This window comes from Rhizobium sp. AAP116 (assembly GCF_001295785.1).
In the GTDB taxonomy this organism is placed as follows: domain Bacteria; phylum Pseudomonadota; class Alphaproteobacteria; order Rhizobiales; family Rhizobiaceae; genus Allorhizobium.
This window is the reverse complement of sequence record NZ_LJIB01000031.1, coordinates 1-25,409: the sequence shown is the minus strand read 5'-3', so window position 1 is coordinate 25,409 and position 25,409 is coordinate 1. Positions and strand designations below refer to the sequence as shown.

Genomic DNA, 25,409 nt, shown 5'->3' with positions numbered 1-25,409 from the left:
GCCTGACTATGGTCAAGCGGGATGAGGAATTCGGGAGGACATCATGGACCAGAGAACACTGACCAGTCGTCGCCGCGACAAGGTCTGGCTCGACAGCCAGGCCGGCGATATCGAGGCCTTCAAGGCGCTGGTGGCGCAAAAGACCAGGCGCGAAGACTGGCCATTCGCCGCCGGCGTCGAGAAGAACGTGCTCCTCTATGATGGATCGGCCGTGCGCGACATCGCCCGCGACCCGGAGGCCCGCCGCGACTTGATGGCCGAGTGGGTCGAAGCTTTCTCGATCGGCCCCGGCGTCATCGTCATCCGCAATGCCATTGCCGATCTTGCGGTCGTCGATCGCGCCACCGAAGTCTTCAACGCGATCGTCCAGGCCGAGAAGGAAGGCGGCAAGGCCGCCGCCGACCATTTCGCCAAACCCGGCGCCAATGACCGCATCTGGAATTCGCTGCAGAAACACGCGCTCGCTGACCCCGACAATTTCGCCCGCTACTATGCCTCGGACGCGATCGCCATGGCGTCGGAAGCCTGGCTCGGCCGGGGCTACCAGATGACGGCTCAGATGAACCGGGTGAACCCCGGCGGCAAGGCGCAGGTCCCGCATCGCGATTATCACCTCGGCTTCATGTCGCCGGAACAGATGCAGGCCTATCCGGGCCATATCCATGCCGTTTCGCCGCTGCTCACCCTGCAGGGCGCGGTCGCCCATTGCGACATGCCGGTCGAGAGCGGCCCGACGCTCTTCCTGCCCTATTCGCAGTCCTTCTTCGAAGGTTATCTCGCCTTTGGTCGTCCGGACTTCCAGGCCGTCTTTGCCGAGCAGCATGTGCAGCTGCCGCTGTCGAAGGGGGACGCCGTCTTCTTCAATCCGGCCCTGATGCACGGCGCCGGCAACAATGTGTCTGATGACATCTGGCGCATGGCAAACCTGCTGCAGGTCTCCTCCGCCTTCGGCCGCGCCATGGAAAGCGTCGACCGCGATGCCATGTGCAAGGCGGTCTATCCGGCGCTGCTGGCGGCCGAGAGGAAGGGCGCGCTGACCTTGGCCGAAATCGCCAATGCCATGGCCGCAACGGCGGAAGGCTATGCCTTCCCGACCAACCTCGACAGCGATCCGCCGGTCGGTGGCCTTGCGCCGAAGACGCAGAACACCATGATGGCGGAAGCGCTCAAGGCGGGCATGGAACCGGAAGCCTTCGCGGCGCTCGTCGAGACACAGGCTGCCAAGCGCAGGGCATGAGGACCACAATGGGAAGACTGGACAACAAGATCGCCGTCGTCACCGGCGGCACACAGGGGCTCGGCGCGGAAGTCGCCCGGCTGTTTGCCGAGCGCGGTGCAAAGGGCCTGGTCATCTGCGGTCGCAGCCGCGACAAGGGTGAGGCCAAGGCGCGTGAGATCACCGAGCGCTACGGCACCCCGGTGCATTTCATCTCAGCCGATCTCGGCGAAGTCGCCGACTGCCGCCGCGTGATTGCCGCGGCCGACGAAAAATTCGGCCGCATCGACGCGCTGGTCAATGTCGCCGCCATCACCGATCGCGGCACCATCCTCGACACCGACGAAGCGCTGTTCGACCGCATGTTCGCGATCAACACCCGCGCGCCCTTCTTCCTCATCCAGGATGCGGTGAAGCTGATGTTGCGCGATGGCGTCGAGGGCACCATCGTCAACATCTCCTCGATGTCCGCAATGGCCGGCCAGCCCTTCATAGCCGCCTATTGCGCCTCCAAGGGCGCACTCGACACCTTGACCCGCAATGTCGCCTTCGGCCTTTTGAAGAACCGCATCCGCTGCAATGCCCTCAACATCGGCTGGATGGCGAGCGACGGCGAAGATCGCATCCAGCGGGAATATCACGGCGCGCCCGCCGACTGGCTGAAGGAAGCGGCCGCCCGCCAGCCCTTCGGCCGCCTCGTCGATCCGGCCGAGGTCGCCCGCGCCTGCGCCTATCTGTCGTCGGAGGAAAGCGGCCTGATGACGGGCGCCACGATCAATTTCGACCAGTCGATCTGGGGCGCCTATGAGGACAGCCCGCACCCGAAGGAAAAGATGACGCTCTGAGGGGAGGCGAGGGAAGTCGCGGAACCCCCGACGTGGCTTCCCTCACAGGCCGAACCGGATCACATAGCGCGTGCCGCCGTCCATCTCGCGGGTGATCTCGCCGCCCACCTGCTTGACGAAGGCATCGACGAGGCGGGTGCCGGAGCGCCGCGCGGTCTCCTCCTCCATGCCGATGCCGTCATCGGCAATGGTGAGGCTGGCCTGGCCGTCGTTTTCAGCTGTCAGCGTCAGGCGGATCGTGCCGGTCTCTCGGTCGGCAAAGGCATGTTTCACCGCATTGGTCACCAGTTCCAGCGCAGCAAGCGCCAGCGGCGAGGCCCGGTCGGCAGGCAGGAGAATGCCGCTCGGCAGAACCGCTTGGAGCGTGATGGCCCGGTCTTCCGGCACCAGCGTCGCCGGATCGCAGGCGCGGGTCAGGAGCTCGCCGAGATCGATTTTCTCGCCGTGGCTGGAGCGGTAGAGCAGGTCATGCACCTCGGCCAGCGCTCTGACCCGCATCTGCAGCGCCTGCACGTCGAAGCTGCCGCGTCGGGCCTGCATGTTGATGAGGCTCGTCACCAGCGCGAGATTGTTTTTCACCCGATGATTCATCTCGCGCATGAGTTCGGCCCGTTGATGCGCGAGGTTCTCAGCTTCTGCCCGCTTCAGCGCCTGCCGGTCGCTTTCGCGCTGTGCCAGCATGCTGCGTCTCGCAAGCGACGTCGCAACCAGCGTGAAGGCGCTGATGGCAAGCATCAGCAGCCAGACGGGCAGGGCGCTGCGGATGGTGGCTGCGCGGATACCGTCGATCGGCACACCGAAATTGGCGACGAGGGGTATGCCACCGAGCCGGCTGAAGGCGTAGATGCGCCTGATACCGTCGGAGATCGCCAGCGCCTCGTAAACCCCTTCATTGCCGAGCGCCATGTTCTGTCGCGCCTGCGTGTCCGGGGTAAGGAAGATAGGCTCGGACGGGACCTGTCGGACCAGGAGCTTGCCGTCGTCGCGGGTAAGCGACGCCGCCTCATTATCCTGCGCTGCGACATCGCGCAGGAAGGTGCGGCTGGTGTCGGTGGCGATCGAGGAGACGATCATGCCGCGGAAATCATTGGTGACGAAGGGTGTCGCCACGATGATCGCGTCCTCGCCGCCCGGTTCCAGCTTGATCCGGTCAATATAGAGCCGGCTGCCTTCCCGGATCGCATCGACATAGTCGCGCGCGCCCATCGGCGTATCGACGGGGAAGGCACGGCTCGAAGCAATCATCCGCCCCTCGTCGCTGATGACAGCCAGTCCGAAATTATCCGGCTGGCGACCGTCAAGGCCGGCGAGAAAACTGTGAAAGACTTCTGAAAGCAGGAACTCCGCCGGCTCGCCGTTCACCCGGCTGCGGGCCGCGCCATGCTTGATGATCTCGGTCTCGATCAGGCGCTGCGAGTATTGACGCACAAGCGTGACGGTATCGACCGCATGATCGGTGGCGATCGCCTTCTGCTCCTGCCAGGCGATCCCGCCCCAGATCAGCCCGCCAACGACCGGGATCAGGACACTCCCGATTTGAATGGTCCGGAACCAGCGTAACACCATGTCGGGACCCCAGACTGCCAAGCCGTGCGCCCTTTCGAAATTGCGTCGAAAATTGTTCAAGGCTGTCCTTATAGAGCAGTTTGGAACCACCATTGCAACACGATGACCGGTCTGCCGCGACAGTTTCGCCGCCGTGGGAAGGAACGAATTGCGTCAACCGCCGTTCGACAAGGAGATAAAAACCCAAGGACATTCAAGGAGAAAGACGATGACGTCTGACCATGAAAACCATCGCGAGGAAGGCGTTCGCAAGCTGCCCGAGACCACTGGCACCACACCCCGCAACGATGCCCTGCGCGAGGCGAACCGGCTCGGCTCCGACACCTACCTGGTGGATCAGGATATGGAAGACAGCGACCAGCGCGAGGGACAGGACGGCCCTGACGGTCGCCCATCGCCGCTTGCCAACGCCGATAATCCGCAGCGCTGAATGACCGGGAAGGAGCGAAGGCATGGACTGGCAGGAGATGCTGTTTCAGGGCTGGACAGGCATGGCGCGCACCATATTTGTTGGAACGCTCGCCTATATCACCCTGGTGCTCTTCCTGCGCATCTCCGGCAAGCGAACGCTCGCGAAGCTCAATGCCTTCGATCTGGTGGTGACGGTGGCGCTCGGCTCGACGCTCTCTGCCGTTCTCCTGCAGGAATCGATTGCGCTCGCCGAAGGGGCAACGGCGCTCGGATTGCTGATCTTCCTGCAATACATCGTCACGTTCGCCTCGGTTCGATCGAAAAGCGTGGCGAAGGCCATCCGCTCGGAGCCGACACTTCTCGTACGCAACGGCAGTTACTGCCACGACGCCATGATGCGACAGCGCATCACCGAAGACGAGATCATGAGCGCGGCCCGCTCCAATGGCCGCGAAAGTCTCGATGAGGTAGCGGCCGTGGTGCTGGAGAGTGACGGTACGCTCAGCATCATCGGCAAGCCGGGATGATCACGCCTTTTCATCCTCTCCGCCGTCCGTCTTGCCGCGATGCAGGCTTTGTTCGCCGCCTTTGCCCTGCCAGGGCCAGCGACCGGAAATCTCCACCTCCAGCGACAGACTGAGAAAGGTTCTGATGATGACGATCACGCCGAGCACCAGCACCGAATCGAGTGTCGGCTCGATCGCCACCGTATTGATGATGTCGCCGGCCACCATCAGCTCGAGCCCGAGCAGGATCGCCCGTCCCATGCCGGCCCTCAGATCCCCGTAGGCGTCCAGGCCGCGCGGGCTCTTCAGATAGGCAAATCCCGAGACGGTAATGCCGATGACGATAACCGCGACGCCGACGGCCTCGATCGCCCGGGTGATGATGTGCATGATGCTGACGAAATCCATGGATCCGGCTCCCCTTTGATAAGGATGCAACGTAGTCCCGGCCGATCGGTTTCCACAATCGACAGCAGTGACGGCACCTTTCGCCGCGTCGCGCGTTGATGAGACGAACACCTTTCATCACGAAAAGCAGGGAGACCAAGATGCAGGATTTCGATCTGAGCGCCATGAGCAAAGACGAGCTCGACCGCCTGATTGCCGATGCGACCCGCGAACGCGAAACGCGCAGCAATCCGGATGAACGCAAGGCTGATGCCGATGGGGTCCGCGGCCAGGACGTCAACGATCCGAACCACGGCGCCATCACCACGCCCGCCCCGCATCAGGTCCGTGACCAGGGGCCGAAGGGTCTGGAGCCGGGCGCACGCGTTGAAGGAAGCCGCGTGATCGATGCCGACGAGGCCGCAGGCACTGATATCGAGCACGCCGCCCGCCGCGTCGTCTGACGAAAAGCGTCTGACAGGAAGAGTCTCGATGGCCAGCCCCCGGCCATCCGGCCGCCATGCATCGCCCCCGGATGCATGGCGGCCATTCTTTTGGTCAGTTTCGAAGCCCTTTTCGAAGCCTTCTTTTGCAAAGACCGGAAGCGTCTGAACCGACGCAGGTGCCGTCGCGCGAACCCACCACATTGCCAGCGGGAACTCGCCGCGCTAGACCGGGCCGGTGATCACAGCATTCGCCGCCTATACAGCCCTTTTCCTGGCAGCCTTCCTCGCCGCGACCATCGTCCCGGCGCAGTCCGAGGCCGTGCTGGTCGGCCTGATCCTCGCCGAAGATCAGCCGGTTGTCCTGCTGCTTCTCGTCGCGACGACAGGCAATGTGCTGGGCTCGGTCGTCAACTGGCTGCTTGGCCGCTTTATCGAGCATTTCCGCGACCGGCCCTGGTTTCCCGTCTCAGAACAAAAGCTCGCTCGCGCCGAAGCCTGGTACCGGCGCTTCGGCATCTGGTCGCTGCTCTTGTCCTGGGTGCCGATCATCGGCGATCCCTTGACGGTCGTCGCCGGCCTCCTGCGCACGCCGTTTCTCACCTTCCTGATCCTCGTCACGATCGCCAAGGCCGGGCGCTATGCGGTTCTGGCGTTCCTGACATTGCAGGTCTCCACCTGAGCCATCTGCCATCAACCGGGTCATTATAAGTCGAGCTTGCTAAAATTCGAATGGATGTGTTGTCGAGATTGTCAAATCCGCGTGAAATTCTGGCGTCGGAACTTCGTCACTGCGCCCAACCGATCAGCGCGGAGGAAACTTATGCGGATCTCGAACTCGGCAGTTGTCGCCACATTTGCTATCGCTCTGGCGACCGCACCCTTCGGGCTTTCTCCCGATCATTACAGCCTCTCCGAAAAGACTGCCCTCGCCAAGGATAACGGCGGTGGTAACGGTGGTGGCAATGGTGGCGGTGGCGGCAACGGCGGAGGAAATGGTGGCGGTAACGGCGGCGGTGGCGGCAATGGCGGCGGCGGTGGCGGCAGCAATGGAGGTGGCAATGGTCGCAGCGCCGAGACCCGCGAAGCAAAGTCCTCAGAGCGTGGAAAATCTCCCGGCAAGGCCGGCGAGAGGGGCAAGACGGGTAATTTCTTCACCGATGCATTCGCGACACTGACAGGCAAGGCCCAGAGCGTGGAGCGTCGCCAGGGGCGCACCGAAACAAAGTCTGCCACTCGCCAACCGCTCGAGCCGATCACCACGCTCGCCTCGGTGCCCAAGATGAAGCCTGCCGTCGGACCGCTCAGGGCAGAACTCGCCGGATTGAACTCGCTCAATCGCAACTATCGCGCCTATCTCAACAGCTCCGATCCCCGCATGAGCGCGATCAGGAATTATGTCACCGCCTATGCCACCTATGAACTGGCCAGCGGTATCGACACGGTGCCGACAGATGCGGCGCTTGACGACGAGGCGCTGAGGGCGGCCCTTCAGGCCGCAGCATAGCCAGGTGCCGTCGTCGACGACGCAACGCTCGAATGGGCCAAGGAGCTTCTCGGTGTCGGTCCAGCCGTCGGCAAGATCGATGAGATCCGGGAAGAACTTGCTGCGGCAATGCCGGTCGAGCCGGTCGTTGTTCCCGTGCTGGATCCCGTTGTCGATCCTGTGACGGACCCGGCCCCCGATCCGGCTGACGAGATGGTCACTGCGCCGGATCCGCTGGCGCCAACGTCTGCCGATGATGTCGTCCTGCCGACCGATACCACCGACACCGCAAGCGTCACGCCTTAAGTCAAAGGTGCCGCTCAGGCGGTAAACTTCACGCCTGCTGCCGTCGCCGCCGAAATCAGGGCTCTGCGACCATCCTCTTCCTTGGCTTTGCCCTGCGCGACGGCGCCGAGCACCAGAAGGGCCTTATCCAGCGCCTCGCTCTCCTCTTCCGGCCAGTCCTCGATCAGCGCCCAGGAGGCGCCGAGTGAACTGTCGACCACAACATCCTCGCCCTCTTCGCCGATCCCGTGCAGGATCACGGGCTTGCTCCAGGTCTTCGTCATCAGCGTTTTCATCTTTCGTGAAGTCAGTGGCGCGTCAGCGCCGGATCGTGGCGGTCTCTATAGCGGTCACGATGCCATCACGCCAGATACGCTCGGTTTGTCTAGGCCACGATAAAGAGCCGGGGCAAGGCTAGCGCGGCCCGTCCGCCCGCCATCGGCGGATAGTCGCGCACACGCGCAAGCAGATCCCGCGCCGGCCGCGTTCGTTCGTCCTCGAACTGCAGATATTGCGCGCTGACCAGTTCATCCGGCAATCTCGACGAGTCCCGAAAGCGACGACAACACCTTGTCGGGTGCAAAATCGGCGTATTCGTTCGGCGCACCGCTTCTGTTGATCCAGTGGCAGGTCATGCCGAAGGCCTTGGCACCGGCAATGTCCCAGCGGTTCGAGGACTGGAAGGCGATATCCGGGGCGGCAATCTTGTAGGCCGAGGTGACCAGCGCATAAGCCGCAGGCGCCGTCTTGTAGATCTTCAAGGGCTCGACCGAGAAGATGTCGTCGATCAAGTGCCCAATCCGGGCCGCAACAACCGCTTCATCCAGCATGGTGGGCGTGCCGTTGGAGAGGATCGCGATCCGTGCCCCGGTCTTGCGCAACGCCGCCAGCACCTCTGGCACCTCTGCAAAACAGTCGAGCTTGCGATAGGCGTCGAGCAGATCCGCCCGCAAGCCCTTGTCGACACCGGGAAACCGCGCGAGGCAAAAGTCGAGCGCATCTTCGGTCAGCGCGCGAAAGTCCCGGTACTGCCCCATCAGACTGGTCACCCAGGTATATTCCAGCTGCTTCACCCGCCAGAGATCGGAGAGCGCCGGGGCATCCGGCCCGATCGCCGTCGCATGCCGGCGCACGGCTGCATGCACGTCAAAGAGAGTGCCATAGGCATCGAAGACATAGGCTTGGCGCCCGGACCCGGTCCTGGCGTCAGCATGGGATGCGATCGCGTCTGTCATGAAACGTCCTCCTTGAAAGGAGGGTAGGGCTCAGGCGTCTGCCGTTCAAGCGGGCAGGGGCCAACCTCTGACCACAATCAGCTGCGGCGTGCCGCGAGCCGCTTTCGGTCGTGTTCGACGGTCGAAAAGCCGCGGGTCGTCAGCCGGAACTGGCGCTTCTGAAACTCGCCCCTGATCTCGATCAGCCCCTGTTCCTCGGCCTCGCCCAGGGTCTTCAGGCTGGTGCCCTTCGGCGGCGTCTGCCAGTCCCGGCCTTGAGCCGCATGCAGCAATACCATGATCTTGATCATCGGGGTCTCTCTCTGGGCACGGCCGATCTCCCGCTGCCCGGTCGGGCGCTCGATCAGTTGACGCAGCTACACGACGATAACTGCAAGTCAGCACTTCAATTGTAATCGCCTGCTGCTATGCCTGAGCTTTACAGAGGCGTCGATCCAAAAAATGAGTTCCCCGGGCCATCTCTGGCCCGGAAGCCGAGTGCGGCGTCCGCTACCCACCCAGATCCTGATCAATCTCCGTCAGCGCCCGGTCCACATGCCCCTCGAAGACAAGCGTCTCTTCCTCGGTGATAATAAGGATCTCCGGCGCGCCGCGCACGCGCACATGTTGCGATTGCGCCAGCCCCTCGTCGAGGCCGCGTGTCAAGAGATCCATGAAACGTGTGCCGGGGCCGGTGATCGCGATCGGCATGGTCTCCTCGGCGAGGCTCAGCATGCGTGACAATCCCTGGCCAAGCGCAAGTCCTGCCTGGCGGAAGGCATATTCGGAGGCGCGGTGTCCCTGGCGGGCGCGGCTTGCGATCTTCTCCATCTCGGCAAGCGGCACGAATTTCGCCGGGATCGTGTCCGGCGGCACTTCGAATGCCATGCGCAGGATGCCGTAAAAGCCGGCAGAGGCCTCGATGCAGCCAATCGCGCCGCAGCGACAGAGCTTGCCGTCGCTCGCATGCAGCATATGGCCGAAATTCGGCGCCCGGATTTCGAGATCGCCATGCTGGTCGCGATAGGCAATCCCGAGCCCGATCGAATGGCCGAGCGACAGCGTGGCAAGCGAGGCGAGCGGTGCGCCCCTGTTCTTCTCCAGCCTGAGCGCCAGCGCATGGGTGACGAGCAGGCTCTCGTTGAAGAGGTGGATCCGGCTGCCGCTGAAGCCGGAAAGCGCCGTCACGAAGTCGAGTTCCTGATAGCCGAACACCGGCGACCACAGAAGCTTCGCCCCCTCCCGGTCCACCAGCCCCTTGCTGGAGATCGAGATGGTCGAGATCGAAGACGCTGGCAGGCGCGACCGCTGGATCAGGCGCTCAAGCGCCGCCCGGAAGCCCTCAATGAAGTGCTTGGGCGATTCCGCCCCCTGTTCGCGCGCCTCCTCGAATCGGTCGATCATCGTGCCGCGATAATCGGCGAGCGAATATTGCACCGCATGCGAGGAGATGCGCACCGCAATCACATGGGCGGCGTCACGGCGACGGGCAAAGAGTGCCCGCGGACGTCCGCGCTGGCCGGCATTCGCCACCTCGCGCCGTTCCAGCAAGCCATTTTTCTCGAGATGCGAGGTAATTGCCGATACGGTCGCCGAGGAAAGCCCCGTCGCCGTCGACAGATCGGTATGGGCAAGCGGCCCTTCGCGCCTGAGCACCTTGAGCACAAGCCCGTTGTTCTGATGGCGAACGGCCTCCGTGCTCGCCCTCGGACTGGCTGTCATGATGGGCTTGTCGCCCGCTCTCGTATGGTCCACCGCATGCTCCTCCCAAAGCATTTGGCAACTGTCTTTGCAAGCCTCCTCCGGGCCGTGTTGACAGCGTGAGAATCTTCTGCCAGTTATTTTCTCGACTGTCGAGAAAAACCATTGGACGGGGGTCCATGGGGTAAGGACAGTTTCGCAGCGGGTCGTAGGTTGGGAGGTCTTCCGACGGTCCGCTATCACCTTGGGAGGTTTTAAAAATGAAATCCGTTATGAAGCTGATGGCAGCAACTGCCGTCATCGTGAGCCTGCATTCTGTCGCCAATGCCGAAGGTCTGACCGTCGGCGTTTCCTGGTCGAACTTCCAGGAAGAGCGTTGGAAGACGGACGAGGCAGCGATCAAGGCAGCCCTCGAAGCAGCCGGCAACAAGTACATCTCTGCCGACGCCCAGACGTCTGCCGCCAAGCAGCTCACCGACATCGAAAGCCTGATCGCCCAGGGCGCAAACGCTCTGATCGTTCTGGCCCAGGATTCGGAAGCCATTGCTCCGGCGATCGAAAAGGCAACGGCTGAAGGTATCCCGGTCGTCGGTTACGACCGTCTGATCGAGAACCCGGACGCCTACTACATCACCTTCGACAACAAGGAAGTGGGCCGCATGCAGGCTCGCGAAGTGTTCAAGGCGAAGCCGGAAGGCAATTACGTCTTCATCAAGGGCGCCTCGACCGATCCGAACTCTGACTTCCTCTATTCGGGTCAGATCGAAGTCCTGAAGGAAGCCATTGACGGCGGCAAGATCAAGAACGTCGGCGAAGCCTACACGGACGGCTGGAAGCCGGAAGCTGCCCAGAAGAACATGGAGCAGTTCCTGACCGCCAACAACAACGCCGTTGACGCTGTTGTCTCGTCGAACGACGGCATGGCCGGCGGTGTGGTTGCTGCTCTGGAAGCCCAGGGTCTCGCCGGTTCCGTTCCGGTCTCCGGTCAGGACGGCGACAAGGCCGCTCTGAACCGCGTCGCTCTCGGCACCCAGACCGTGTCTGTCTGGAAGGACAGCCGCGAACTCGGTAAGCGTGCTGCTGAAATCGCCAACGAACTCGCCGCCGGCAAGTCGATGGACGAGATCGAAGGCACCGTGAAGTTCGCTGGCGGCCCGAAGGGTGTCGAAATGAACTCCTTCTTCATCGCTCCGCTGCCGATCACCAAGGACAACCTCAACGTCGTCATCGACGCTGGCTGGATCTCCAAGGAAGAAGCATGCCAGGGCGTTGCCGCCGGTTCTGTTGCCGCCTGCAACTGATCCTGAAGTGACTGACCACAGAGCTTGAGCCGGAACGCCGCAGCCTTTTGCGCTGCGGCGTTTCGACTGGTCGAGAGCATCGCGGCAGCAAGGTATCGGCCGGCTTTAAGGGGCCGCCGCACGACCAGGCAACAGCCGCCGAAGAACGTCAGATGCCTCGATCCGCATGGCGGGTCCAATGCCCGCAAGCCCGCGCAAGGCGCGGCCCTTCGCAAGCCGACAAACGACTGGGGAGAATTTTTCGTATGGCGGATCACAGCCTTGCCACACCCGCGCATGGTGCTCGGGCATCCAATGTTTCAGCGCTGAAGCGCTTCTTTCAAGCCACCGAAATCGACACGCGCCTGCTGGGCATGGTCATCGCTCTTGGGTTCATCTGGGTCGGCTTCGACATCCTGTCGAACGGCCTGTTCCTGACCCCGCGTAACCTCTGGAACCTTTCGGTTCAGGCGGCTTCCGTCTCGGTCATGGCCACGGGCATGGTGCTGGTCATCGTCACCCGCAACATCGACCTCTCGGTCGGCTCCATTCTCGGTTTCGTCGGCATGATCATGGCGGTGCTTCAGGCCCGCATCCTGCCGCCGATCATCGGCTTCGAACATCCGATGATGTGGATCATCGCGCTGTCGGCCGGCATCCTCGTTGGCACGGCGATCGGCGCGCTGCATGGCGCCATCATCGCCTTCCTCGGCGTGCCCGCCTTCATCGTCACCCTCGGCGGCCTGCTCGTCTGGCGTGGTGCGGCCTGGATGGTCACCTCGGGTGCCACCGTCGCTCCGATGGACACCACCTATCGTCTGATGGGCGGTGGTGCCGATGGTTCGATCGGCGTCACGGCAAGCTGGATTGTCGGCCTCGTCGCCTGCCTGATGATCGTCCTGTCGATCCTCAACACCCGTCGCCAGCGCCGCCGCTTCGGCTTCCCGCTGCGCCCGGTCTGGGCGGAATATTTCCTCGTTGCCTCCGGCTGCGCGGCCGTTCTCGGCGCCGTCTGGGTCGCCAACAGCTATTACATGCCGGTCAATCTGGCCCGCCGCTATGCTGAAGAAAACGGCATTGCCTGGCCGGAAGGTGGCCTGCAGATCGGTCTCGGCATCGCCGTGCCGGTTCTGATCGCCATCGGCATCGCCATGGTCATGGCCTTCATCACCAACCGCACCCGCTTCGGCCGCTATGTCTTCGCGATCGGTGGCAACCCGGAAGCCGCAGAACTCGCCGGCATCAAGGTCAAGTGGGTCACCGTCAAGCTGTTCGCGCTGATGGGTGCACTCTGCGCCATCGCCGCCGCCATCTCGACGGCCCGCCTGAATGCCGCGACCAATGCCCAGGGCACGCTCGACGAGCTCTACACCATCGCCGCAGCCGTCATCGGCGGCACCTCGCTTGCCGGCGGTGTCGGCACAATCGCCGGCGCCATGCTCGGCGCCATCGTCATGCAATCACTGAACTCGGGCATGGTTCTGCTCGGTCTCGACACACCGCTCCAGAGCATCGTCATCGGTATCGTGCTCGTCGTCGCGGTCTGGCTCGACACCGTCTACCGCTCGCGTGCGAAGTAAGGGGAGTTGAACTCATGTCTGAAAACCGCACCCCCCTCGTGGAAATGCGCAACGTTTCCATTTCCTTCGGCGGCATTCACGCCGTCGACGACGCCTCGATCGACCTCTTCCCCGGCGAAGTCGTGGCCCTGCTCGGGCATAACGGTGCCGGCAAGTCGACCCTGATCAAGATACTCTCGGGCGCCTACAAGCGCGACAACGGCGATATCCTGGTCCGCGGCGATTTTGCCGACATCAACAACCCGCGCGACGCCAAGAAATATGGCATCGAGACGATCTACCAGACGCTCGCCGTCGCCGATAACGTTGATGCCGCGGCCAACCTCTATCTCGGCCGCGAGCTGCGCACCGCCTGGGGCACGCTCGATGATGTCGCGATGGAAGCCAAGGCGCGTGAAGTCATGGGTCGCCTGAACCCCAACTTCCAGCGCTTCAAGGAGCCGGTCAAGGCGCTCTCCGGTGGTCAGCGCCAGTCGGTGGCGATCGCCCGCGCGATCCTCTTCGACGCCCAGATCCTGATCATGGACGAACCGACGGCCGCCTTGGGCCCGCAGGAAACCGCCCAGGTCGGCGACCTCATCCAGCAGCTGAAGAAGGACGGCATCGGCATCTTCCTGATCAGCCACGACATCCACGATGTCTTCGACCTCGCCGACCGCGTCTTCGTCATGAAGAACGGCCGCGTGGTGGGCCATGCCCGCACCGAAGACGTCACCAAGGACGAAGTTCTCGGCATGATCATCCTCGGCAAGTGCCCCCCCGGGGCGGTGCCTGGCCCTGGTGCCATGCAGACGGCGTGAGCGTTGTGACACTGAACTGAAATAGGCGAGGGGGCGAAAGTCCCCTCGTTTCTGTTTGGCGCGCGCAGTAACCAGAGGGCAGGTTATCCGTGATGCTTTTCCGCCGCCTCAAGCGCCGCCGCAATATGCGAGATCGGCCGCAACAGCCGAAACGGATCATCTTTCGACGGCAGAAATCCGCGCCGCGTCCAGAACAGCCGCGCCTCCTCATCAATCGCATTGGCGATCAGCGCCCGCCCGCCAATAAGCGCTGCGCCCTGCACGCAGCGGGTAAGCGCATGTTTGATCAGACCTGTCCCGATCCCATGTCCGGCATAGGATTGATCGACGGCAAGCTGCCCGAGCAGCAGGCATGGGATGGGGTTGGGCGGCTGGCCGGTGCGGATCGGGCGGGGCAGGGACGCCGGCAGCGCGGCCGTCGGCGAGAGGCCGTAATAGCCGACGACGCGGCCTGCATCATGCACCACGATCACGACGGTAAAGCCGTTCTCCTGATTGGCACGCGCCCGTGTTTTCAGCCAGGTGTCGAGCGCAGGCTTGCCACAGGAAAAGCCGCTCAGATCGTGGCCGTCATGCAGCGGCTCGGGAGCGGAAAGCGCCATGCTCAGTCCTTCGCTCTGTAACCCGCCTCCCAGGGGGCAGGGCGGCGCATGACCTCAACCAGTTCAGGCACAACCTCCACCGGCGCCGCCATCAGCGCCATGAAGTCGGCAAAGCCTTCCTCCGTCATCCGGATGAGCTGTTGTTCCATGAGTGCTTCTTCGGCGGCGCGCACGGCCGCATCGCGGACGAAGTCTGTCCGCGACCGGCCTTTAAGAGTCGCCGCTCGGTCGATCATCGCCACATCCGCTTCCGGCAGGCGCATGGAAATGGGGTAGTCCTTGCGATCGGGGAGGGGCATCGGAATTACCTCGTAGAGTTTGGCTTTTACAAATGTAATGCAAATCGCAATACAATTCCAGCGGCGTGGCTCCTCGTCCTCTACCGGTCAACCCGCCACCCATGGAACAATCACCCGTCCCCGCTGTTGGCATTCTTAGCCGGGGCACCCTTGAGCCTACCCGGCACCAAAGTATGTCCCGGAGGCCTCCATGACCTACACCCGATTTGCTGCCATGATTGCCACTTCGACGGTGGTGATGTTTGGCCTGATGTATCTCAACACCTATGCGCTCGATCATGTGACCTACAGTCAGACCCGTACCTGGATGGCGATTCTGATGGGCGCCGTCATGGCGGTGATCATGATGGGGTTCATGGCGTCCATGTACAAGAACCAGCGGCTGAACGCGGTGATCATCGCCGGCAGCGTCATCGTCTTTGCCTTCGCGCTCTGGCTCGTGCGCAGTCAGGAGACGGTAGACGACGTGAGCTACATGAAGGCGATGATCCCGCACCATTCGATTGCGATCATGACCAGCGAGCGCGCCCATATTCGTGACCCGCGCGTGCGAGAGCTCGCCGACGAGATCATCGAGGCACAGGTGCGCGAGATCGCCGAGATGAAGGCCTTGATCGCCGATCTCGAAGCCAATCCGATCCCGGCTGACGCGCCTGATCTTGCGCCGAACCTGGAGACAGGCAAACCGCAGCCGTGAGCGTCGCTCATCGGCTGGGGTCGCCATAGGGGGGACTGTTATGCCGCCCGGCGCATGCCCGGCTGACCCGGATTGCTCTGTCCGCCGATCTCGAATTTTCCGATCAGCTGGAACAGCGCCTCCGCCTCCTTGGCCAGCGAGTGGCTGGCCGCAGTCGATTCCTCGACCATGGCGGCATTCTGCTGCGTACCCTGATCCATGACGGCGACGGCGGTGTTGATCTCCTTGAGGCCTGTCGCCTGGTCGCCGGAGGCTTCGACGATCGCATTCACGTTGATGCTGACCGCCTGAACCTGGGCGACGATTTCATCCAGCGCCTTGCCGGTCGCCACCACGAGCTCGACGCCGTTTTTCACCTGGTCGCCCGACTTGCCGATCAGTGAGCGGATTTCCTTTGCCGCGCCCGCCGAACGCTGGGCAAGTTCGCGCACTTCCTGCGCCACGACGGCAAAGCCCTTGCCGGCCTCGCCGGCACGCGCGGCTTCGACGCCGGCATTCAGGGCGAGCAGATTGGTCTGGAAGGCGATCTCGTCGATCACGGTGATGATCGTGGTGATTTCCTTCGACGAGCCTTCGATCTCCTGCATGGCGGAAACCGCCCGCTGGACGATCGATCCGGACCGTTCCGCCGCGCTGCGTGTCTCGGTCACCTGCCGCCCGGCCTCTCGGGCCCGATGGCTGGTTTCGCCGATGGTGGTGGTGATCTGCTCGAGCGCTGCGGCTGTCTCCTCGACGGAAGCGGCCTGGCGCTCGGTGCGCTTCGACAGGTCGTCGGCGGCGGCATGGATCTGGCCAGATCCGGCGGCGATCACCTGCGCGTTCTGGCCGACACGGCGCATCGCATCCTCGAGCTTCGCCACCGCATCGTTGAAATTTACCCGGATCGCATCCAGCCGCTCGGCAAAGGCTTCCGTGATCCGATAGGTCAGCTTGCCATCCGCCAATTGTCCGAGTGCATGGCCGATCCGTTCGACGGCAAAGTGCACTTCCGCTGCGTCCACAGCCTGCTGGCGCTCATGCGCGAGGCGCTCCGCTTCCGCGGCCTGACGATTGTCGTCGGCCTCTTTCTCCAGCCGCACCCGCTCGCGGGCATTGTCGCGGAACACGACGACCGTCGAGGCCATCACGCCGATCTCGTCGCGCCGGCCCTCGCCATAGATGGCGACATCAAGATCGCCATGCGCCAGACGGTCCATGGCAGTGGTGATCGAACTGACCGGCCGGATGACGCCGACCGTGACGGTCCAGATCGAGAAGGCGGCAATGCCGGCCGCCACCACTGACAGCACCACCATCAGCGTCGTCAGCATGGACTTCAATGCGTTGCCGGCCGCCAGATTCTCCTTCGCCACCCGGATCTGCAACTCGATCAGCCGGGAAATCTCGGTGCCGAGCGGATCGATGGTCGGATAGAGCTGCTTGTCGGCGAAACTGGCCAGTCCCTGCATGTCCTTGGCCACAAGCAGCGCCTGCAACTCCTTCACACCGGCATCAGCCCCCTGCCGGACTTTGAGAAACTCGTCGGCAATGGCCTTCTCCTCGGGCGTCAGATAGGTGGCGACGTATTCCGCCCACTTGCTTTCGATCTTGCCCATCGCAGCATCGACGCTTTGCTGCCCCTGTTCGACGCTGAAAGTGCCAGACCGCACCTTGTGGACCGCGTCGACGATCTCCACCGCATAGGCATCAGCAATCACCTTGAGCTGCTCCATCGGAATGACGCGATCAGCCACAATCGAATTCGCAAGCTTCGATTGCTCGTTCATGGTGAAGAAGGAAAAGGCGGAAATCACCACAATCACCGTGGTCAGAAGGGAGATGCAGGACAAGAGCTTCAGTCTAATGGTCATGATCTTCCTCGAAACGCCTGGATTGTGAAACGCAAGCGAAGGCAATCATCGGGAAAATGGTGAATACGATCCTTGCAGTCTGCGACTGCCTGGAAATGATCCAGCCTGCTTGTCCCGACCTCCTCCATCTGGCCGTGTTACGAGAGGCTAAAGGTCGATCGTTTATCAATTGCAAACGATGTACTAATAAACGTCATAATTGCTTAAATTTCGCCTTCATAATAAGCAAATGAACAAAAGCAGTGCATTCTCAGCGAAATCTGGCCGTAGGGCAGGCGACTGCCTGCAATTCGGGCACGAAGCCGGAAGTTGTGTCGGCAAAAGGCCCCCCCGCCTCACGCCCCGCCCAGCAGCGCGCCCACCGTGCCGCCGACCAGCAGCACGATGCCGATCAGGAAGGTCAGCGCCGCCCCCGGTCCGCGCGTCTTGGCATCGGCGTAATATTCCGCGGCATAGAGCACCCGCGCCGCCGTCCAGGAAAGGCCGAGCAGCCCGGCCAGCATGTCGGAGACGTAAAAACCGAAGATCCACAGCGACGGCAGAAAGAGCACCATTTGCTCCACCGTGTTCTGCTGCACCCGGAAGATCCGCTCGAAATCGGCATTGCCGGTCGTCTTCGGCGCCTCGACGCGGAACTTCTTGCGCGCCTGGCCGACCTTGAGCAGGAACCAGCAATAGGTGAGGAGGGCGGCAAACGTCGCGAGAATGGTGAAACGCATTGTCTATCCGAAGCGTGAAAAGGCATTGGTAATCATTGATTGGTAGGCGGCGTGAGCTGAGAAGGCAAGCAAGCAAGATTACCGGATCGACATGTTCGTGATGGTGCTTCGGCTTGTCGGTTGCGGGCTTTTCCGCCATCATTGCCGCAATGCTTCGACTGCCCGCCGATCCGTCCCCTGCCGAGAAACGAAGAGCCCCGATGACCACCGATCCTTTCAAGTTTGGCCGCGCCTACGACCTGCACGAGCTGGTCGCCGACGGGATCATCCATGGCATCGGCGTGGTCTTTGCGCTGGTCGGCGCCACCGCGCTGATCTTCTACGCCACCGTCTATTCGGACTACGCCAACATCGCCGCCAGCTGGATCTATGGCCTCGGCCTGATCATCTCGCTGGGGGTTTCCTTCACCTACAATATGTGGCCGCATTCGCGGGTGAAGTGGATCCTGCGCCGCTTCGACCACTCCGCGATCTTCATCCTGATCGCCTCGACCTACACGCCCTTCCTGATCCAGGGGGCCGATCGTCCCCTGATCCTCGCACTGCTGATCGGCATCTGGATCACGGCGTTTACCGGCATCTGGCTGAAGTTCCGCTTTCCCGGGCGCTATGATCGTCTCGCCATCCTGCTCTATCTCGGCATGGGCTGGAGCGGGGCGCTGGCCATGGGCCCGATCTCCGAGATCATCCCGGGCGTGACCCTGACACTGATCATCGTCGGCGGCTGCATCTATTCCGCCGGCGTCGTCTTCCATGTCTGGGAACGCCTGCGCTTCCAGAACGCCATCTGGCACGCCTTCGTGGTAACGGCCGCCATCGTCCACTATTCGGCGGTGTTCACGGCCATCAGCCTGGGCTGAGGGGCCTCAACCTTTCCCCGATCGTCATCCTCGGGCTTGTCCCGAGGATCTACTGAGGTCTGCTTCGGCCTCAACGCCTCCGCTCCTGTCCCACACAATCCACCGGCAGCAGATGCTCGGCGCAAGGCCGAGCATGACGCCGAGAGGTGGGTTGCCTCAGATCCCCGTCATCTTCGCCTGCTTCTCGATCTGCTTGGCCACCTGACCGGCACCGATGCGAAAGCCTGCAAGCGTCATCGGAAAACTGAGCGTCAGCGACACCGCCGCCAACACCAGCGTCGCCATGACTGGCGTCATGCCCATCTGCGCGGCGAGGAGCTGCAATTCCGCGCCGCTGATCCCGTTCACCCAGACGATCGCGAGAAGGATCAAGGAGCCGATGAGCACAGCGACGACGGCAAGCAGGGCCGAAAGCTTGAGGCTCAATCCCCAGCTCGGCCGGCCTTTCAGCCGCTGGGCCACGAACGTACCCGCAGACGAGCCGGCGGCCATCAGCACGGCCACATTGCCCGCCGAAGACAGGCTGTCGCCCCAGCCGAAATTGTCGAGCACCAGCACGAGGAGATAGATGAACAGCTGTGCCGCGACAAAAACGAGCACATAGCGGGTGAGGAGGCCGGGAAGCATGGAGGTCATGAAAACTCTTTTCCGTCTGTGATGGTCTTGCCTTTGCACCCTTGTTGCCCGATGTGTCGATGCGGCGAAGTATCGCCCGTCACATCTCGTTCCCGCAGGGCGGTTTTTCCGCCACAAATTGCAAAAGCCGCATCATGCCCCTCATCCTCCGCGACGCAACGCCAGCTGATCTTCCCGCCATCCTCGCCATCTACAATCACGCCGTCGCCGAGACCACCGCGATCTGGAACGAGACGCTTGTTGATCTCGACAACCGCCGCGCCTGGTTCGATCTCCGCCAGACAAGAGGCTTCCCGATCCTGGTTGCGGATATCGACGGAACGATCGCCGGCTACGCCTCCTATGGCGACTGGCGGCCCTTCGATGGCTTCCGCGCCTCGGTCGAACATTCCGTCTATGTCGAGAAGGATCACTACGGCCATGGGCTCGGCAAGGCGCTGATGACGGCGCTGATCGAGCGCGCGAAGACAGGTGGCATCCACGTCATGGTCGCCGCCATCGAAGCCGGCAACAAGGGCTCAATCGCGCTCCACACCTCGCTCGGCTTCCGTCTCGTCGGCACCCACCACGAGGTCGGCCAGAAATTCGGCCGCTGGCTGGATCTGACGATGATGGAACTGAAGCTGGGCTGATCCTCTCACCTCCCCTTGAGGGGGGAGGTCGCCGCAAAGCAGCGGGTGGGGTGATGGCTTCGAGGCCGCCCCCGAAGTTCACCCCACCGCGGAGCTCCGCTCCGACCCTCCCCCTCAAGAGGAGGGTGGACGAGTTGCCTTAAAGCAGCTTCAGCAGCGCCTTTGCCGCCTCTTCCGATGAGGCCGGGTTCTGGCCGGTGACCAGTTTGCCGTCGGTCACGACATACACGCCCCAGTCGGCGCCCTTGTCATAATGCCCGCCGCGCTCCTGCAGCATGTCCTCGACGAGGAAGGGCACGACCTCCGTCAGGCCAACGGCTTCTTCTTCCGAATTGGTGAAGCCCGTCACCTTGCGGCCTGAAACGAGCGGCTGGCCGTCCTTGCCCTTGACGTGACGCAGCACGCCCGGCGCGTGGCAGACAGCACCGATCGGCAGATCCTTGGCCGCGAAGGCCTCGATCAGCGCGATGCTGTCCCGGTCTTCGGCCAGATCCCAGAGCGGGCCGTGGCCACCCGGATAAAAGACCGCGTCGAAATCAGCCGGGTCGATATGCGACAGCGGCGTGGTCGAGGCCAGCAGCTGCTGCGCCGTCTGGTCCGCCTTGAACCGATCGGTCGCTTCGGTCTGCGCATCAGGTTCGTCGCTCTTCGGATCGAGCGGCGGCTGGCCGCCCTTCGGCGAGGCGAGCGTGATTTCAGCACCTGCATCCTTCATCACGTAGTAGGGGGCGGCGAATTCTTCGAGCCAGAAGCCGGTCTTCTTGCCGGTGTCGCCGAGCTGGTCATGCGAGGTGAGAACCATGAGGATTTTCATTGTGGCTTGTCCTTTGTGTTGATCTGTCTGGGAAGTCGTATGTCAGGAGATTGATGCGGCCCTCACCCTGAGGCGCCCTCGCAAAAGCGAGGGCCTCGAAGGATCGAACCACCCGCGGGGTCAGTCATCCGGCCCGACGCGGATCACCCGCTTGCCGAAGGCCTCGCCACGAAGCAGACCGATAAAGGCGCTCGGCGCCTGTTCCAGCCCGTCGATCATCTCTTCGCGGTATTTGATTTTGCCGGCCTCGACCCAGCCGGCCATCTCCTTCGAAAGTTCCGGATAAAGATGGCCGAAGTCGTCGAAGACGATGAAGCCGCGAACGGTGACGCGCTTCTTCAGGAAGAGCCCCATCAGCCAGCCCAACCGGTCCGGCCCCTCGGGAAGCGAGGTCGCATTATACTGGGCGATCAGTCCGCAAAGCGGGATGCGCGCAGCCGTGTTGAGAAGCGGTGCGACCGCATCGAACACCTGGCCGCCGACATTCTCGAAATAGATGTCGATGCCGTCGGGCACTGCCTGCTTCAACGCGTCCGCAAATCCATCCGCCTTGTAGTCGACACAGGCATCGAAGCCGAGCGTGTCGGTGGCATGGGCGCATTTGTCCGGCCCACCGGCAATGCCGACGACCTTCAGCCCGAGGATCTTGCCGATCTGGCCGACGGTCGAGCCGACGGGACCGGTCGCACCTGCTACCACCAGCGTTTCGCCGGCCTTCGGCTTGCCGATTTCCTTGAGGCCCGACCAGGCGGTAAAGCCGGGCATGCCGGTCACGCCGAGCGCCCACGAGGGATGGCTGGGATGGGCGCCGAGCGGCGTCACGCCCCGGCCGTCGGAAAGCGCATGGTCCTGCCAGCCGGTGAAGCCGACGACCCAGTCACCCTCTTGGAAGCCCTCGAGCTTCGAGGTCACCACGCGCGACACGGTACCACCGACCATGGTCTGGCCGATCTCGACCGGCGCCGCATAGGAGGGAGCATCACTCATCCGCCCGCGCATGTAAGGGTCGAGCGAAAGAAAGACGATGCGCAGCAGCATCTGGCCGTCTGCCGGTTCGGGAATGTCGACGGTCTCAAGCCGCAGCGTCTGATCGTTGGGTTCGCCCTTGGGGCGCTCTGCCAGAACGAAGCGGCGGTTGGTCGTGGTCGATTGCGGCATGGAAATTCTCCTGTCTTGCAAGGCCCGTCCGTCTCGGCCGGGCCATGAGCACGATGTCCGTTCGATCATCGATCGCGCCTCAGCGCTTATCGAAGACGACGGCCATGAGCCATGACAACGGCACCCGAATGGCGTTGTTCCATGACATCCTGTCGCGGCTGTGACGGCAGGCAGGGCTAGCGCTCTCCACCGCCCCCTTGAGGGGGGGAGGTCGCCGCGAAAGCGGCGCGTGGGGGTGAAACGTCCGGCGGCTACAATGCACTGGGCAGAGCCGGTGCTTTGCCCATTCACCCCACCCCGGAGCTCCGCTCCGACCCTCCCCCTCAAGGGGAGGGTGGTTAACCGCTGACGCCGTTCTCCCTCTTCTCCCCAGCGGGGAGAAGGTGGCGCGCAAGCGCCGGATGAGGGGGTGCGGAGCGCAGTCAGTCAATCACGGGTCCGCCCACCCTCTCAGCCTGCCTCCGCTCCGAGCACGGCGGTGCCCGCCGCCTCACTCGATCCGCACCCGCGCCATCTCGCCGCGAATGCGGATCTCGGGCTTGGCACCGGGCGTGTTCGGCAAGGCACTGTCGACGAAGGAGGCGACGGCCTCGACGCCATAGGAGATCGGTGTCGGCACAAGGAACTTCACCGTGGCATCCAGCATCTGGCCTGAAATGCGGATCTCCTCGGTGTTCATCACCCGCTCGAAAGCGAGCCGTGCACGCAAGGCCGCGCCCGAGACGGCGACGGAAGCCGCATGGCCGGTCAGGGCAAAGTCTCCGGCATCGCTGTCGACGGTGATGGCACCGAAGTCTCCGTCAAGCCGCATGCGCGCGGCATCCTGGCGGATCGAGATCCGGGTCTGCGGCGGCAAGGTTGCGGTGAGCGACAGCGTGCAGTCGTCCCAATCGTTCCAGCCGAAGAAGCCGCCCCGATCGCCCATGTCGACATGAAGCGTATCGCCGTCCCGACGCATCTGAGCCTCACCCATGCAATCGCCGGCAAACCAGCCGGACCGCCAGAGCGCGCCCCAGCCATGGCGCGTGCCTGAGAGAACAGCCTCCCGCGCGCCGTCGCCCGCCGTGGAAATGGAGATGTCGCTCGCAGCCCCGGTCACCGAAAGCTGGGTCACGCCGGTGAGATCGATCGGACCTGACAGCGCGTCGCTTGCCCGGATCATCTGCACACTGCCGTCGATGATGGCGAGGCCGATGATCCCGCCGAGGATGGAAAGAAGGATGGTTCGTTTGCGCATGAAAGGCACTCCTGGTTTGGCGCGTCCGTTTCGGCCGGCCGGTTTCGATGCCCTCATTTCCGTCGATAAACCTGGCATCCGCGACCTCGATCGCGATCCGGGTCGACCGGGATCGCGCTTTCGGTCATGGTCGCACCACGTTCACTTGGCCTCCATGATCGAAACATCCGCATGCTGCTCGTCCCGCTCTCCTTCCTCGTCGCCCTGTTCCTTGCCGTCTTCCTCGTCCGCCTTCTCGGTGAAGGCCGCGAAAGCTGGCGCCGCAACAGCCTCTTCCTCGCGCTGCTGTCGCTTTACGTGGTGCAGAGCCTGCTGGTCGGGTTGCGCTGGGGCTATGGGGTGATGGCCGTGCTGCCGGCCTTGCCGGTCATGGCGAGCCTCGTGCCGGCGCTCTCCTTCCTCGCCTTCCGCGATCTCACCCGTGAAGAACCTGGGCTCTCGGTCCGCGACTGGCCCCATCTTCTCCCGACAGCCGCGACGCTGATGCTGCTTCTGATTGGCCGGGCGCCGGTCGATCTCGTCATCATCGCCAACTTCCTCGGTTATGGTCTGGGGCTGCTCTGGCTCGCCCGCCTTGGTCCCGATGGGCTGATCGCCGCCCGCCTCGATGGCTCGCTGCGCTCCTTCCGCGCCCTGATGCTGACCGGCATCGCCCTCATTGCCTCGGCGCTGACGGATGTCGTGATCAGCCTCGACATGCTGTGGTCCGGCGGTCGCTATTCGCCCATGGTCGTCTCGGCCGCCACCACGCTGATCCTGCTGCTCCTCGGCATCAGCGCCGTCACCGCCGGCCAGGAAGAGGCGGGCGAGGGGGCTGATGCTACGGTCGATCAGGCGAGCGCTCTTGAGCCTCGCGCCATGTCCGACCGCGACCGGCCGTCAGCCGTGCCCATGGATGCGGCGAACACCTCCGCCTCTGTCCCTGCTTCTTCCACACCGACGAGGACCGCCACCGAAGATCACCGCCAGATCGCAACCGCGCTTGATGACCTGATGCGGGAGAAACGCCTCTGGGCGGATCCAGATCTCAACCTTGCCCGTCTTGCACGCCGCCTCGGCCTGCCTGCCCGCGCCGTCTCGGAAGCGGTCAACCGCGTCCACGGCATCAGCGTCTCGCACTACGTCAACAACCACCGCATCACAGAGGCCTGCCGCCTGCTTGGCGACACCGACATGCCCGTCACCCGCATCCTTTTCGAGGCGGGCTTCATGACCAAATCCAACTTCAACCGGGAATTCCTGCGCGTGACAGGCGAAAGCCCGAGCGACTGGCGACGCGCACAAAACCTTGGACTGGCAAAGACCTGCTAGCGAGGATATATTCAAATCCTCAAGAGGATATGCTGGCATGCCACTTTACATCAGGGATCCCGAGGTGGACCAACTCACCAACGAACTGATCGGCCTCACCCGGACGACCAAGGTGGAGGCAGTGAGGGATGCGCTGAAGGACGCCATTGCAAGCCGCAAGGCGAAGCTATCGGTTCGCAATCGCCTTGCCACCACGCTTGCCATGGCCGACGCAGCCGGCCCCTTCCATCCTGGTGATCACAAGCGGGAATCCGACGAGATGTGGGGCGAGGACGACTGATGATCTTCATCGACGCCTCCGTTGCCGTCGCGATCATCGCCCGGGAGGATGATGCCGATGCGCTCATGGATCGATTGGAGAAAGAAGGCGGGCCGTTTTACGTTTCCGCAGTCATGAAACTCGAAACGAGCATTTCTGTCGCGCGCCGACTGGCGGGTCCGGGCAATCCCGCGACCGCCGACATGGTCGCCACGGCCAGGCGTCTCGTCGACCAGTTCATTACCGATCTGGAGGCCCGTGATGTTAACATTGCGGACGACGTTGCCAATAAAGCTCTGGATGCCGCCCAGCGGTTCGGCAAGATCGTCAACCATGCAGCCCGCCTCAACATGGGCGATTGTTTCGCTCATGCCTGCGCGACAGCAAGCCAGACGAGGGTCGCCTACAAGGGTGACGATTTCGTCCACACCGATATCGGCTGGTGATCACCCAACTTTCCCCTTGAGGGCACGCGGTGTCGCGAGCGGTGCTCTCCCTCTTCTTCCCAGCGGGGAGAAGGTGGCGCGAAAGCGCCGGATGAGGGGGGGGCGCATTGCGCAACGCCATGTGGAAAACGCTTTGCCGGTCCGCCCCCCCCCCCCCCCCCCCCCCCCC

31 protein-coding genes and 1 pseudogene are annotated in these 25,409 nt (G+C 63.1%); 17 read left to right on the top strand and 15 right to left on the bottom strand.

The window, feature by feature from the left end; all coding sequences use genetic code 11:
* The first annotated feature begins 43 nt into the window (after window positions 1-43).
* Both IP85_RS18340 and IP85_RS18335 read left to right on the top strand, forming a co-directional pair.
* Window positions 44-1,237 carry a phytanoyl-CoA dioxygenase family protein gene (locus IP85_RS18340; protein WP_054151113.1) on the top strand — a complete coding sequence of 398 codons (1,194 nt, stop codon included), beginning with the start codon at window positions 44-46 and terminating at the stop codon, window positions 1,235-1,237.
* Window positions 1,234-2,061, top strand: coding sequence for an SDR family oxidoreductase (locus tag IP85_RS18335; protein WP_054151112.1), 828 nt, complete (start codon window positions 1,234-1,236; stop codon window positions 2,059-2,061). Before IP85_RS18340 ends, IP85_RS18335 begins: the two co-directional genes overlap by 4 nt.
* Before the next feature lie 42 nt (window positions 2,062-2,103).
* On the opposite strand, the gene IP85_RS18330 is transcribed toward IP85_RS18335, so the two are convergent.
* Window positions 2,104-3,627 carry a histidine kinase dimerization/phosphoacceptor domain -containing protein gene (locus IP85_RS18330; RefSeq protein WP_054151111.1) on the bottom strand — a complete coding sequence of 508 codons (1,524 nt, stop codon included), beginning with the start codon at window positions 3,625-3,627 and terminating at the stop codon, window positions 2,104-2,106.
* A 208-nt stretch (window positions 3,628-3,835) separates the two neighbouring features.
* Between IP85_RS18330 and IP85_RS18325 the strand changes: the two genes are divergently transcribed.
* The gene (locus IP85_RS18325) at window positions 3,836-4,057 is read left to right on the top strand and encodes a hypothetical protein (protein ID WP_054151110.1); all 222 of its coding nucleotides are present in this window, start codon (window positions 3,836-3,838) and stop codon (window positions 4,055-4,057) included.
* A 22-nt stretch (window positions 4,058-4,079) separates the two neighbouring features.
* On the top strand, window positions 4,080-4,565 hold the full coding sequence (locus IP85_RS18320) for a YetF domain-containing protein (protein WP_054151109.1): 486 nt from the start codon (window positions 4,080-4,082) through the stop codon (window positions 4,563-4,565).
* On the opposite strand, the gene IP85_RS18315 is transcribed toward IP85_RS18320, so the two are convergent.
* Window positions 4,566-4,952, bottom strand: coding sequence for a DUF1622 domain-containing protein (locus IP85_RS18315; RefSeq protein WP_054151108.1), 387 nt, complete (start codon window positions 4,950-4,952; stop codon window positions 4,566-4,568).
* Between the two features lie 140 nt (window positions 4,953-5,092).
* Here IP85_RS18315 and IP85_RS18310 point away from each other — a divergent pair, with 140 nt between their 5' ends.
* From IP85_RS18310 to IP85_RS22255, 4 genes are all read left to right on the top strand, one after another.
* On the top strand, window positions 5,093-5,395 hold the full coding sequence (locus IP85_RS18310) for a hypothetical protein (RefSeq protein ID WP_054151107.1): 303 nt from the start codon (window positions 5,093-5,095) through the stop codon (window positions 5,393-5,395).
* A 220-nt stretch (window positions 5,396-5,615) separates the two neighbouring features.
* Window positions 5,616-6,056: a YqaA family protein gene (locus IP85_RS18305; RefSeq protein ID WP_054151168.1), complete on the top strand. Its 441-nt coding sequence runs from the start codon at window positions 5,616-5,618 to the stop codon at window positions 6,054-6,056.
* A gap of 141 nt (window positions 6,057-6,197) precedes the next feature.
* On the top strand, window positions 6,198-6,881 hold the full coding sequence (locus IP85_RS22260; protein ID WP_054151106.1) for a hypothetical protein: 684 nt from the start codon (window positions 6,198-6,200) through the stop codon (window positions 6,879-6,881).
* Between the two features lie 108 nt (window positions 6,882-6,989).
* Window positions 6,990-7,166 carry a hypothetical protein gene (locus tag IP85_RS22255; protein WP_156322973.1) on the top strand — a complete coding sequence of 59 codons (177 nt, stop codon included), beginning with the start codon at window positions 6,990-6,992 and terminating at the stop codon, window positions 7,164-7,166.
* A 14-nt stretch (window positions 7,167-7,180) separates the two neighbouring features.
* On the opposite strand, the gene IP85_RS18295 is transcribed toward IP85_RS22255, so the two are convergent.
* The 5 genes and pseudogenes from IP85_RS18295 to IP85_RS18280 all read right to left on the bottom strand — a co-directional run bounded on the left by IP85_RS18295 (window position 7,181) and on the right by IP85_RS18280 (window position 10,081).
* Window positions 7,181-7,429: a DUF982 domain-containing protein gene (locus IP85_RS18295; RefSeq protein ID WP_054151105.1), complete on the bottom strand. Its 249-nt coding sequence runs from the start codon at window positions 7,427-7,429 to the stop codon at window positions 7,181-7,183.
* 158 nt (window positions 7,430-7,587) lie between these two features.
* Window positions 7,588-7,671, bottom strand: a pseudogene (locus IP85_RS22250) (trans-aconitate 2-methyltransferase); the annotation flags it as partial.
* Between the two features lies 1 nt (window position 7,672).
* Window positions 7,673-8,380 carry a haloacid dehalogenase type II gene (locus IP85_RS18290; protein ID WP_054151104.1) on the bottom strand — a complete coding sequence of 236 codons (708 nt, stop codon included), beginning with the start codon at window positions 8,378-8,380 and terminating at the stop codon, window positions 7,673-7,675.
* A 77-nt stretch (window positions 8,381-8,457) separates the two neighbouring features.
* Window positions 8,458-8,670: a hypothetical protein gene (locus tag IP85_RS18285; protein ID WP_236759328.1), complete on the bottom strand. Its 213-nt coding sequence runs from the start codon at window positions 8,668-8,670 to the stop codon at window positions 8,458-8,460.
* Between the two features lie 199 nt (window positions 8,671-8,869).
* Window positions 8,870-10,081, bottom strand: a complete 1,212-nt coding sequence (locus IP85_RS18280; protein ID WP_054151166.1) for an ROK family transcriptional regulator — start codon at window positions 10,079-10,081, stop codon at window positions 8,870-8,872.
* A gap of 239 nt (window positions 10,082-10,320) precedes the next feature.
* Here IP85_RS18280 and xylF point away from each other — a divergent pair, with 239 nt between their 5' ends.
* From xylF to IP85_RS18265, 3 genes are all read left to right on the top strand, one after another.
* On the top strand, window positions 10,321-11,361 hold the full coding sequence (gene xylF, locus IP85_RS18275) for a D-xylose ABC transporter substrate-binding protein (protein WP_054151103.1): 1,041 nt from the start codon (window positions 10,321-10,323) through the stop codon (window positions 11,359-11,361).
* A 245-nt stretch (window positions 11,362-11,606) separates the two neighbouring features.
* Entirely contained in the window at window positions 11,607-12,920 is a 1,314-nt protein-coding gene (locus tag IP85_RS18270) for a sugar ABC transporter permease (protein ID WP_054151102.1), read from the top strand.
* Window positions 12,921-12,934: 14 nt separating this feature from the next.
* Complete coding sequence (locus IP85_RS18265; protein ID WP_054151101.1) at window positions 12,935-13,720, top strand: ATP-binding cassette domain-containing protein; 786 nt, start codon at window positions 12,935-12,937, stop codon at window positions 13,718-13,720.
* A gap of 83 nt (window positions 13,721-13,803) precedes the next feature.
* On the opposite strand, the gene IP85_RS18260 is transcribed toward IP85_RS18265, so the two are convergent.
* Entirely contained in the window at window positions 13,804-14,322 is a 519-nt protein-coding gene (locus IP85_RS18260; RefSeq protein WP_054151100.1) for a GNAT family N-acetyltransferase, read from the bottom strand.
* A 2-nt stretch (window positions 14,323-14,324) separates the two neighbouring features.
* Window positions 14,325-14,621, bottom strand: a complete 297-nt coding sequence (locus IP85_RS18255) for a DUF1778 domain-containing protein (RefSeq protein WP_054151099.1) — start codon at window positions 14,619-14,621, stop codon at window positions 14,325-14,327.
* Window positions 14,622-14,811: 190 nt separating this feature from the next.
* Between IP85_RS18255 and IP85_RS18250 the strand changes: the two genes are divergently transcribed.
* A complete protein-coding gene (locus tag IP85_RS18250) occupies window positions 14,812-15,318 on the top strand; it encodes a DUF305 domain-containing protein (protein WP_054151098.1) in 507 nt (168 codons plus the stop codon).
* 38 nt (window positions 15,319-15,356) lie between these two features.
* On the opposite strand, the gene IP85_RS18245 is transcribed toward IP85_RS18250, so the two are convergent.
* Both IP85_RS18245 and IP85_RS18240 read right to left on the bottom strand, forming a co-directional pair.
* Window positions 15,357-17,168, bottom strand: a complete 1,812-nt coding sequence (locus IP85_RS18245; protein WP_054151097.1) for a methyl-accepting chemotaxis protein — start codon at window positions 17,166-17,168, stop codon at window positions 15,357-15,359.
* Window positions 17,169-17,503: 335 nt separating this feature from the next.
* On the bottom strand, window positions 17,504-17,887 hold the full coding sequence (locus IP85_RS18240) for an MAPEG family protein (protein ID WP_054151096.1): 384 nt from the start codon (window positions 17,885-17,887) through the stop codon (window positions 17,504-17,506).
* A gap of 200 nt (window positions 17,888-18,087) precedes the next feature.
* Here IP85_RS18240 and IP85_RS18235 point away from each other — a divergent pair, with 200 nt between their 5' ends.
* Entirely contained in the window at window positions 18,088-18,747 is a 660-nt protein-coding gene (locus IP85_RS18235) for a hemolysin III family protein (RefSeq protein WP_054151095.1), read from the top strand.
* A gap of 156 nt (window positions 18,748-18,903) precedes the next feature.
* Here the strand turns inward: IP85_RS18235 and IP85_RS18230 are convergent, their stop codons facing one another.
* Entirely contained in the window at window positions 18,904-19,383 is a 480-nt protein-coding gene (locus tag IP85_RS18230) for an ABZJ_00895 family protein (RefSeq protein WP_054151094.1), read from the bottom strand.
* A gap of 134 nt (window positions 19,384-19,517) precedes the next feature.
* Between IP85_RS18230 and IP85_RS18225 the strand changes: the two genes are divergently transcribed.
* The gene (locus tag IP85_RS18225) at window positions 19,518-20,015 is read left to right on the top strand and encodes a GNAT family N-acetyltransferase (protein WP_054151093.1); all 498 of its coding nucleotides are present in this window, start codon (window positions 19,518-19,520) and stop codon (window positions 20,013-20,015) included.
* Window positions 20,016-20,154: 139 nt separating this feature from the next.
* Here the strand turns inward: IP85_RS18225 and IP85_RS18220 are convergent, their stop codons facing one another.
* The 3 genes from IP85_RS18220 to IP85_RS18210 form a co-directional block, all read right to left on the bottom strand.
* Complete coding sequence (locus IP85_RS18220; RefSeq protein ID WP_054151092.1) at window positions 20,155-20,829, bottom strand: type 1 glutamine amidotransferase domain-containing protein; 675 nt, start codon at window positions 20,827-20,829, stop codon at window positions 20,155-20,157.
* 120 nt (window positions 20,830-20,949) lie between these two features.
* Window positions 20,950-21,987, bottom strand: a complete 1,038-nt coding sequence (locus IP85_RS18215) for an NADP-dependent oxidoreductase (protein WP_054151091.1) — start codon at window positions 21,985-21,987, stop codon at window positions 20,950-20,952.
* 490 nt (window positions 21,988-22,477) lie between these two features.
* Entirely contained in the window at window positions 22,478-23,224 is a 747-nt protein-coding gene (locus tag IP85_RS18210) for a hypothetical protein (RefSeq protein WP_054151090.1), read from the bottom strand.
* A gap of 171 nt (window positions 23,225-23,395) precedes the next feature.
* On the opposite strand from IP85_RS18210, the gene IP85_RS18205 reads away from it, so the two are divergent.
* From IP85_RS18205 to IP85_RS18195, 3 genes are read left to right on the top strand one after another with little or no spacing between them, the layout of a single operon-like run.
* A complete protein-coding gene (locus tag IP85_RS18205; RefSeq protein WP_245280905.1) occupies window positions 23,396-24,535 on the top strand; it encodes an AraC family transcriptional regulator in 1,140 nt (379 codons plus the stop codon).
* Between the two features lie 37 nt (window positions 24,536-24,572).
* Entirely contained in the window at window positions 24,573-24,815 is a 243-nt protein-coding gene (locus IP85_RS18200) for a type II toxin-antitoxin system VapB family antitoxin (RefSeq protein ID WP_054151088.1), read from the top strand.
* The gene (locus tag IP85_RS18195) at window positions 24,815-25,240 is read left to right on the top strand and encodes a type II toxin-antitoxin system VapC family toxin (RefSeq protein ID WP_054151087.1); all 426 of its coding nucleotides are present in this window, start codon (window positions 24,815-24,817) and stop codon (window positions 25,238-25,240) included. The genes IP85_RS18200 and IP85_RS18195 overlap by 1 nt, the downstream gene beginning before the upstream one ends.
* Window positions 25,241-25,409 lie beyond the last annotated feature (169 nt).

Excerpts from the sequence above, each read along its gene's own strand:
- IP85_RS18340 (WP_054151113.1), top strand. The coding sequence starts at position 44 with ATGGACCAGAGAACACTGACCAGTCGTCGCCGCGACAAGGTCTGGCTC.
- IP85_RS18335 (WP_054151112.1), top strand. The coding sequence starts at position 1,234 with ATGAGGACCACAATGGGAAGACTGGACAACAAGATCGCCGTCGTCACC.
- IP85_RS18330 (WP_054151111.1), bottom strand. The coding sequence starts at position 3,627 with ATGGTGTTACGCTGGTTCCGGACCATTCAAATCGGGAGTGTCCTGATC.
- IP85_RS18325 (WP_054151110.1), top strand. The coding sequence starts at position 3,836 with ATGACGTCTGACCATGAAAACCATCGCGAGGAAGGCGTTCGCAAGCTG.
- IP85_RS18320 (WP_054151109.1), top strand. The coding sequence starts at position 4,080 with ATGGACTGGCAGGAGATGCTGTTTCAGGGCTGGACAGGCATGGCGCGC.
- IP85_RS18315 (WP_054151108.1), bottom strand. The coding sequence starts at position 4,952 with ATGGATTTCGTCAGCATCATGCACATCATCACCCGGGCGATCGAGGCC.
- IP85_RS18310 (WP_054151107.1), top strand. The coding sequence starts at position 5,093 with ATGCAGGATTTCGATCTGAGCGCCATGAGCAAAGACGAGCTCGACCGC.
- IP85_RS22260 (WP_054151106.1), top strand. The coding sequence starts at position 6,198 with ATGCGGATCTCGAACTCGGCAGTTGTCGCCACATTTGCTATCGCTCTG.
- IP85_RS22255 (WP_156322973.1), top strand. The coding sequence starts at position 6,990 with ATGCCGGTCGAGCCGGTCGTTGTTCCCGTGCTGGATCCCGTTGTCGAT.
- IP85_RS18295 (WP_054151105.1), bottom strand. The coding sequence starts at position 7,429 with ATGACGAAGACCTGGAGCAAGCCCGTGATCCTGCACGGGATCGGCGAA.
- IP85_RS18290 (WP_054151104.1), bottom strand. The coding sequence starts at position 8,380 with ATGACAGACGCGATCGCATCCCATGCTGACGCCAGGACCGGGTCCGGG.
- IP85_RS18285 (WP_236759328.1), bottom strand. The coding sequence starts at position 8,670 with ATGATCAAGATCATGGTATTGCTGCATGCGGCTCAAGGCCGGGACTGG.
- IP85_RS18280 (WP_054151166.1), bottom strand. The coding sequence starts at position 10,081 with ATGACAGCCAGTCCGAGGGCGAGCACGGAGGCCGTTCGCCATCAGAAC.
- xylF (WP_054151103.1), top strand. The coding sequence starts at position 10,321 with ATGAAATCCGTTATGAAGCTGATGGCAGCAACTGCCGTCATCGTGAGC.
- IP85_RS18270 (WP_054151102.1), top strand. The coding sequence starts at position 11,607 with ATGGCGGATCACAGCCTTGCCACACCCGCGCATGGTGCTCGGGCATCC.
- IP85_RS18265 (WP_054151101.1), top strand. The coding sequence starts at position 12,935 with ATGTCTGAAAACCGCACCCCCCTCGTGGAAATGCGCAACGTTTCCATT.
- IP85_RS18260 (WP_054151100.1), bottom strand. The coding sequence starts at position 14,322 with ATGGCGCTTTCCGCTCCCGAGCCGCTGCATGACGGCCACGATCTGAGC.
- IP85_RS18255 (WP_054151099.1), bottom strand. The coding sequence starts at position 14,621 with ATGCCCCTCCCCGATCGCAAGGACTACCCCATTTCCATGCGCCTGCCG.
- IP85_RS18250 (WP_054151098.1), top strand. The coding sequence starts at position 14,812 with ATGACCTACACCCGATTTGCTGCCATGATTGCCACTTCGACGGTGGTG.
- IP85_RS18245 (WP_054151097.1), bottom strand. The coding sequence starts at position 17,168 with ATGACCATTAGACTGAAGCTCTTGTCCTGCATCTCCCTTCTGACCACG.
- IP85_RS18240 (WP_054151096.1), bottom strand. The coding sequence starts at position 17,887 with ATGCGTTTCACCATTCTCGCGACGTTTGCCGCCCTCCTCACCTATTGC.
- IP85_RS18235 (WP_054151095.1), top strand. The coding sequence starts at position 18,088 with ATGACCACCGATCCTTTCAAGTTTGGCCGCGCCTACGACCTGCACGAG.
- IP85_RS18230 (WP_054151094.1), bottom strand. The coding sequence starts at position 19,383 with ATGACCTCCATGCTTCCCGGCCTCCTCACCCGCTATGTGCTCGTTTTT.
- IP85_RS18225 (WP_054151093.1), top strand. The coding sequence starts at position 19,518 with ATGCCCCTCATCCTCCGCGACGCAACGCCAGCTGATCTTCCCGCCATC.
- IP85_RS18220 (WP_054151092.1), bottom strand. The coding sequence starts at position 20,829 with ATGAAAATCCTCATGGTTCTCACCTCGCATGACCAGCTCGGCGACACC.
- IP85_RS18215 (WP_054151091.1), bottom strand. The coding sequence starts at position 21,987 with ATGCCGCAATCGACCACGACCAACCGCCGCTTCGTTCTGGCAGAGCGC.
- IP85_RS18210 (WP_054151090.1), bottom strand. The coding sequence starts at position 23,224 with ATGCGCAAACGAACCATCCTTCTTTCCATCCTCGGCGGGATCATCGGC.
- IP85_RS18205 (WP_245280905.1), top strand. The coding sequence starts at position 23,396 with ATGCTGCTCGTCCCGCTCTCCTTCCTCGTCGCCCTGTTCCTTGCCGTC.
- IP85_RS18200 (WP_054151088.1), top strand. The coding sequence starts at position 24,573 with ATGCCACTTTACATCAGGGATCCCGAGGTGGACCAACTCACCAACGAA.
- IP85_RS18195 (WP_054151087.1), top strand. The coding sequence starts at position 24,815 with ATGATCTTCATCGACGCCTCCGTTGCCGTCGCGATCATCGCCCGGGAG.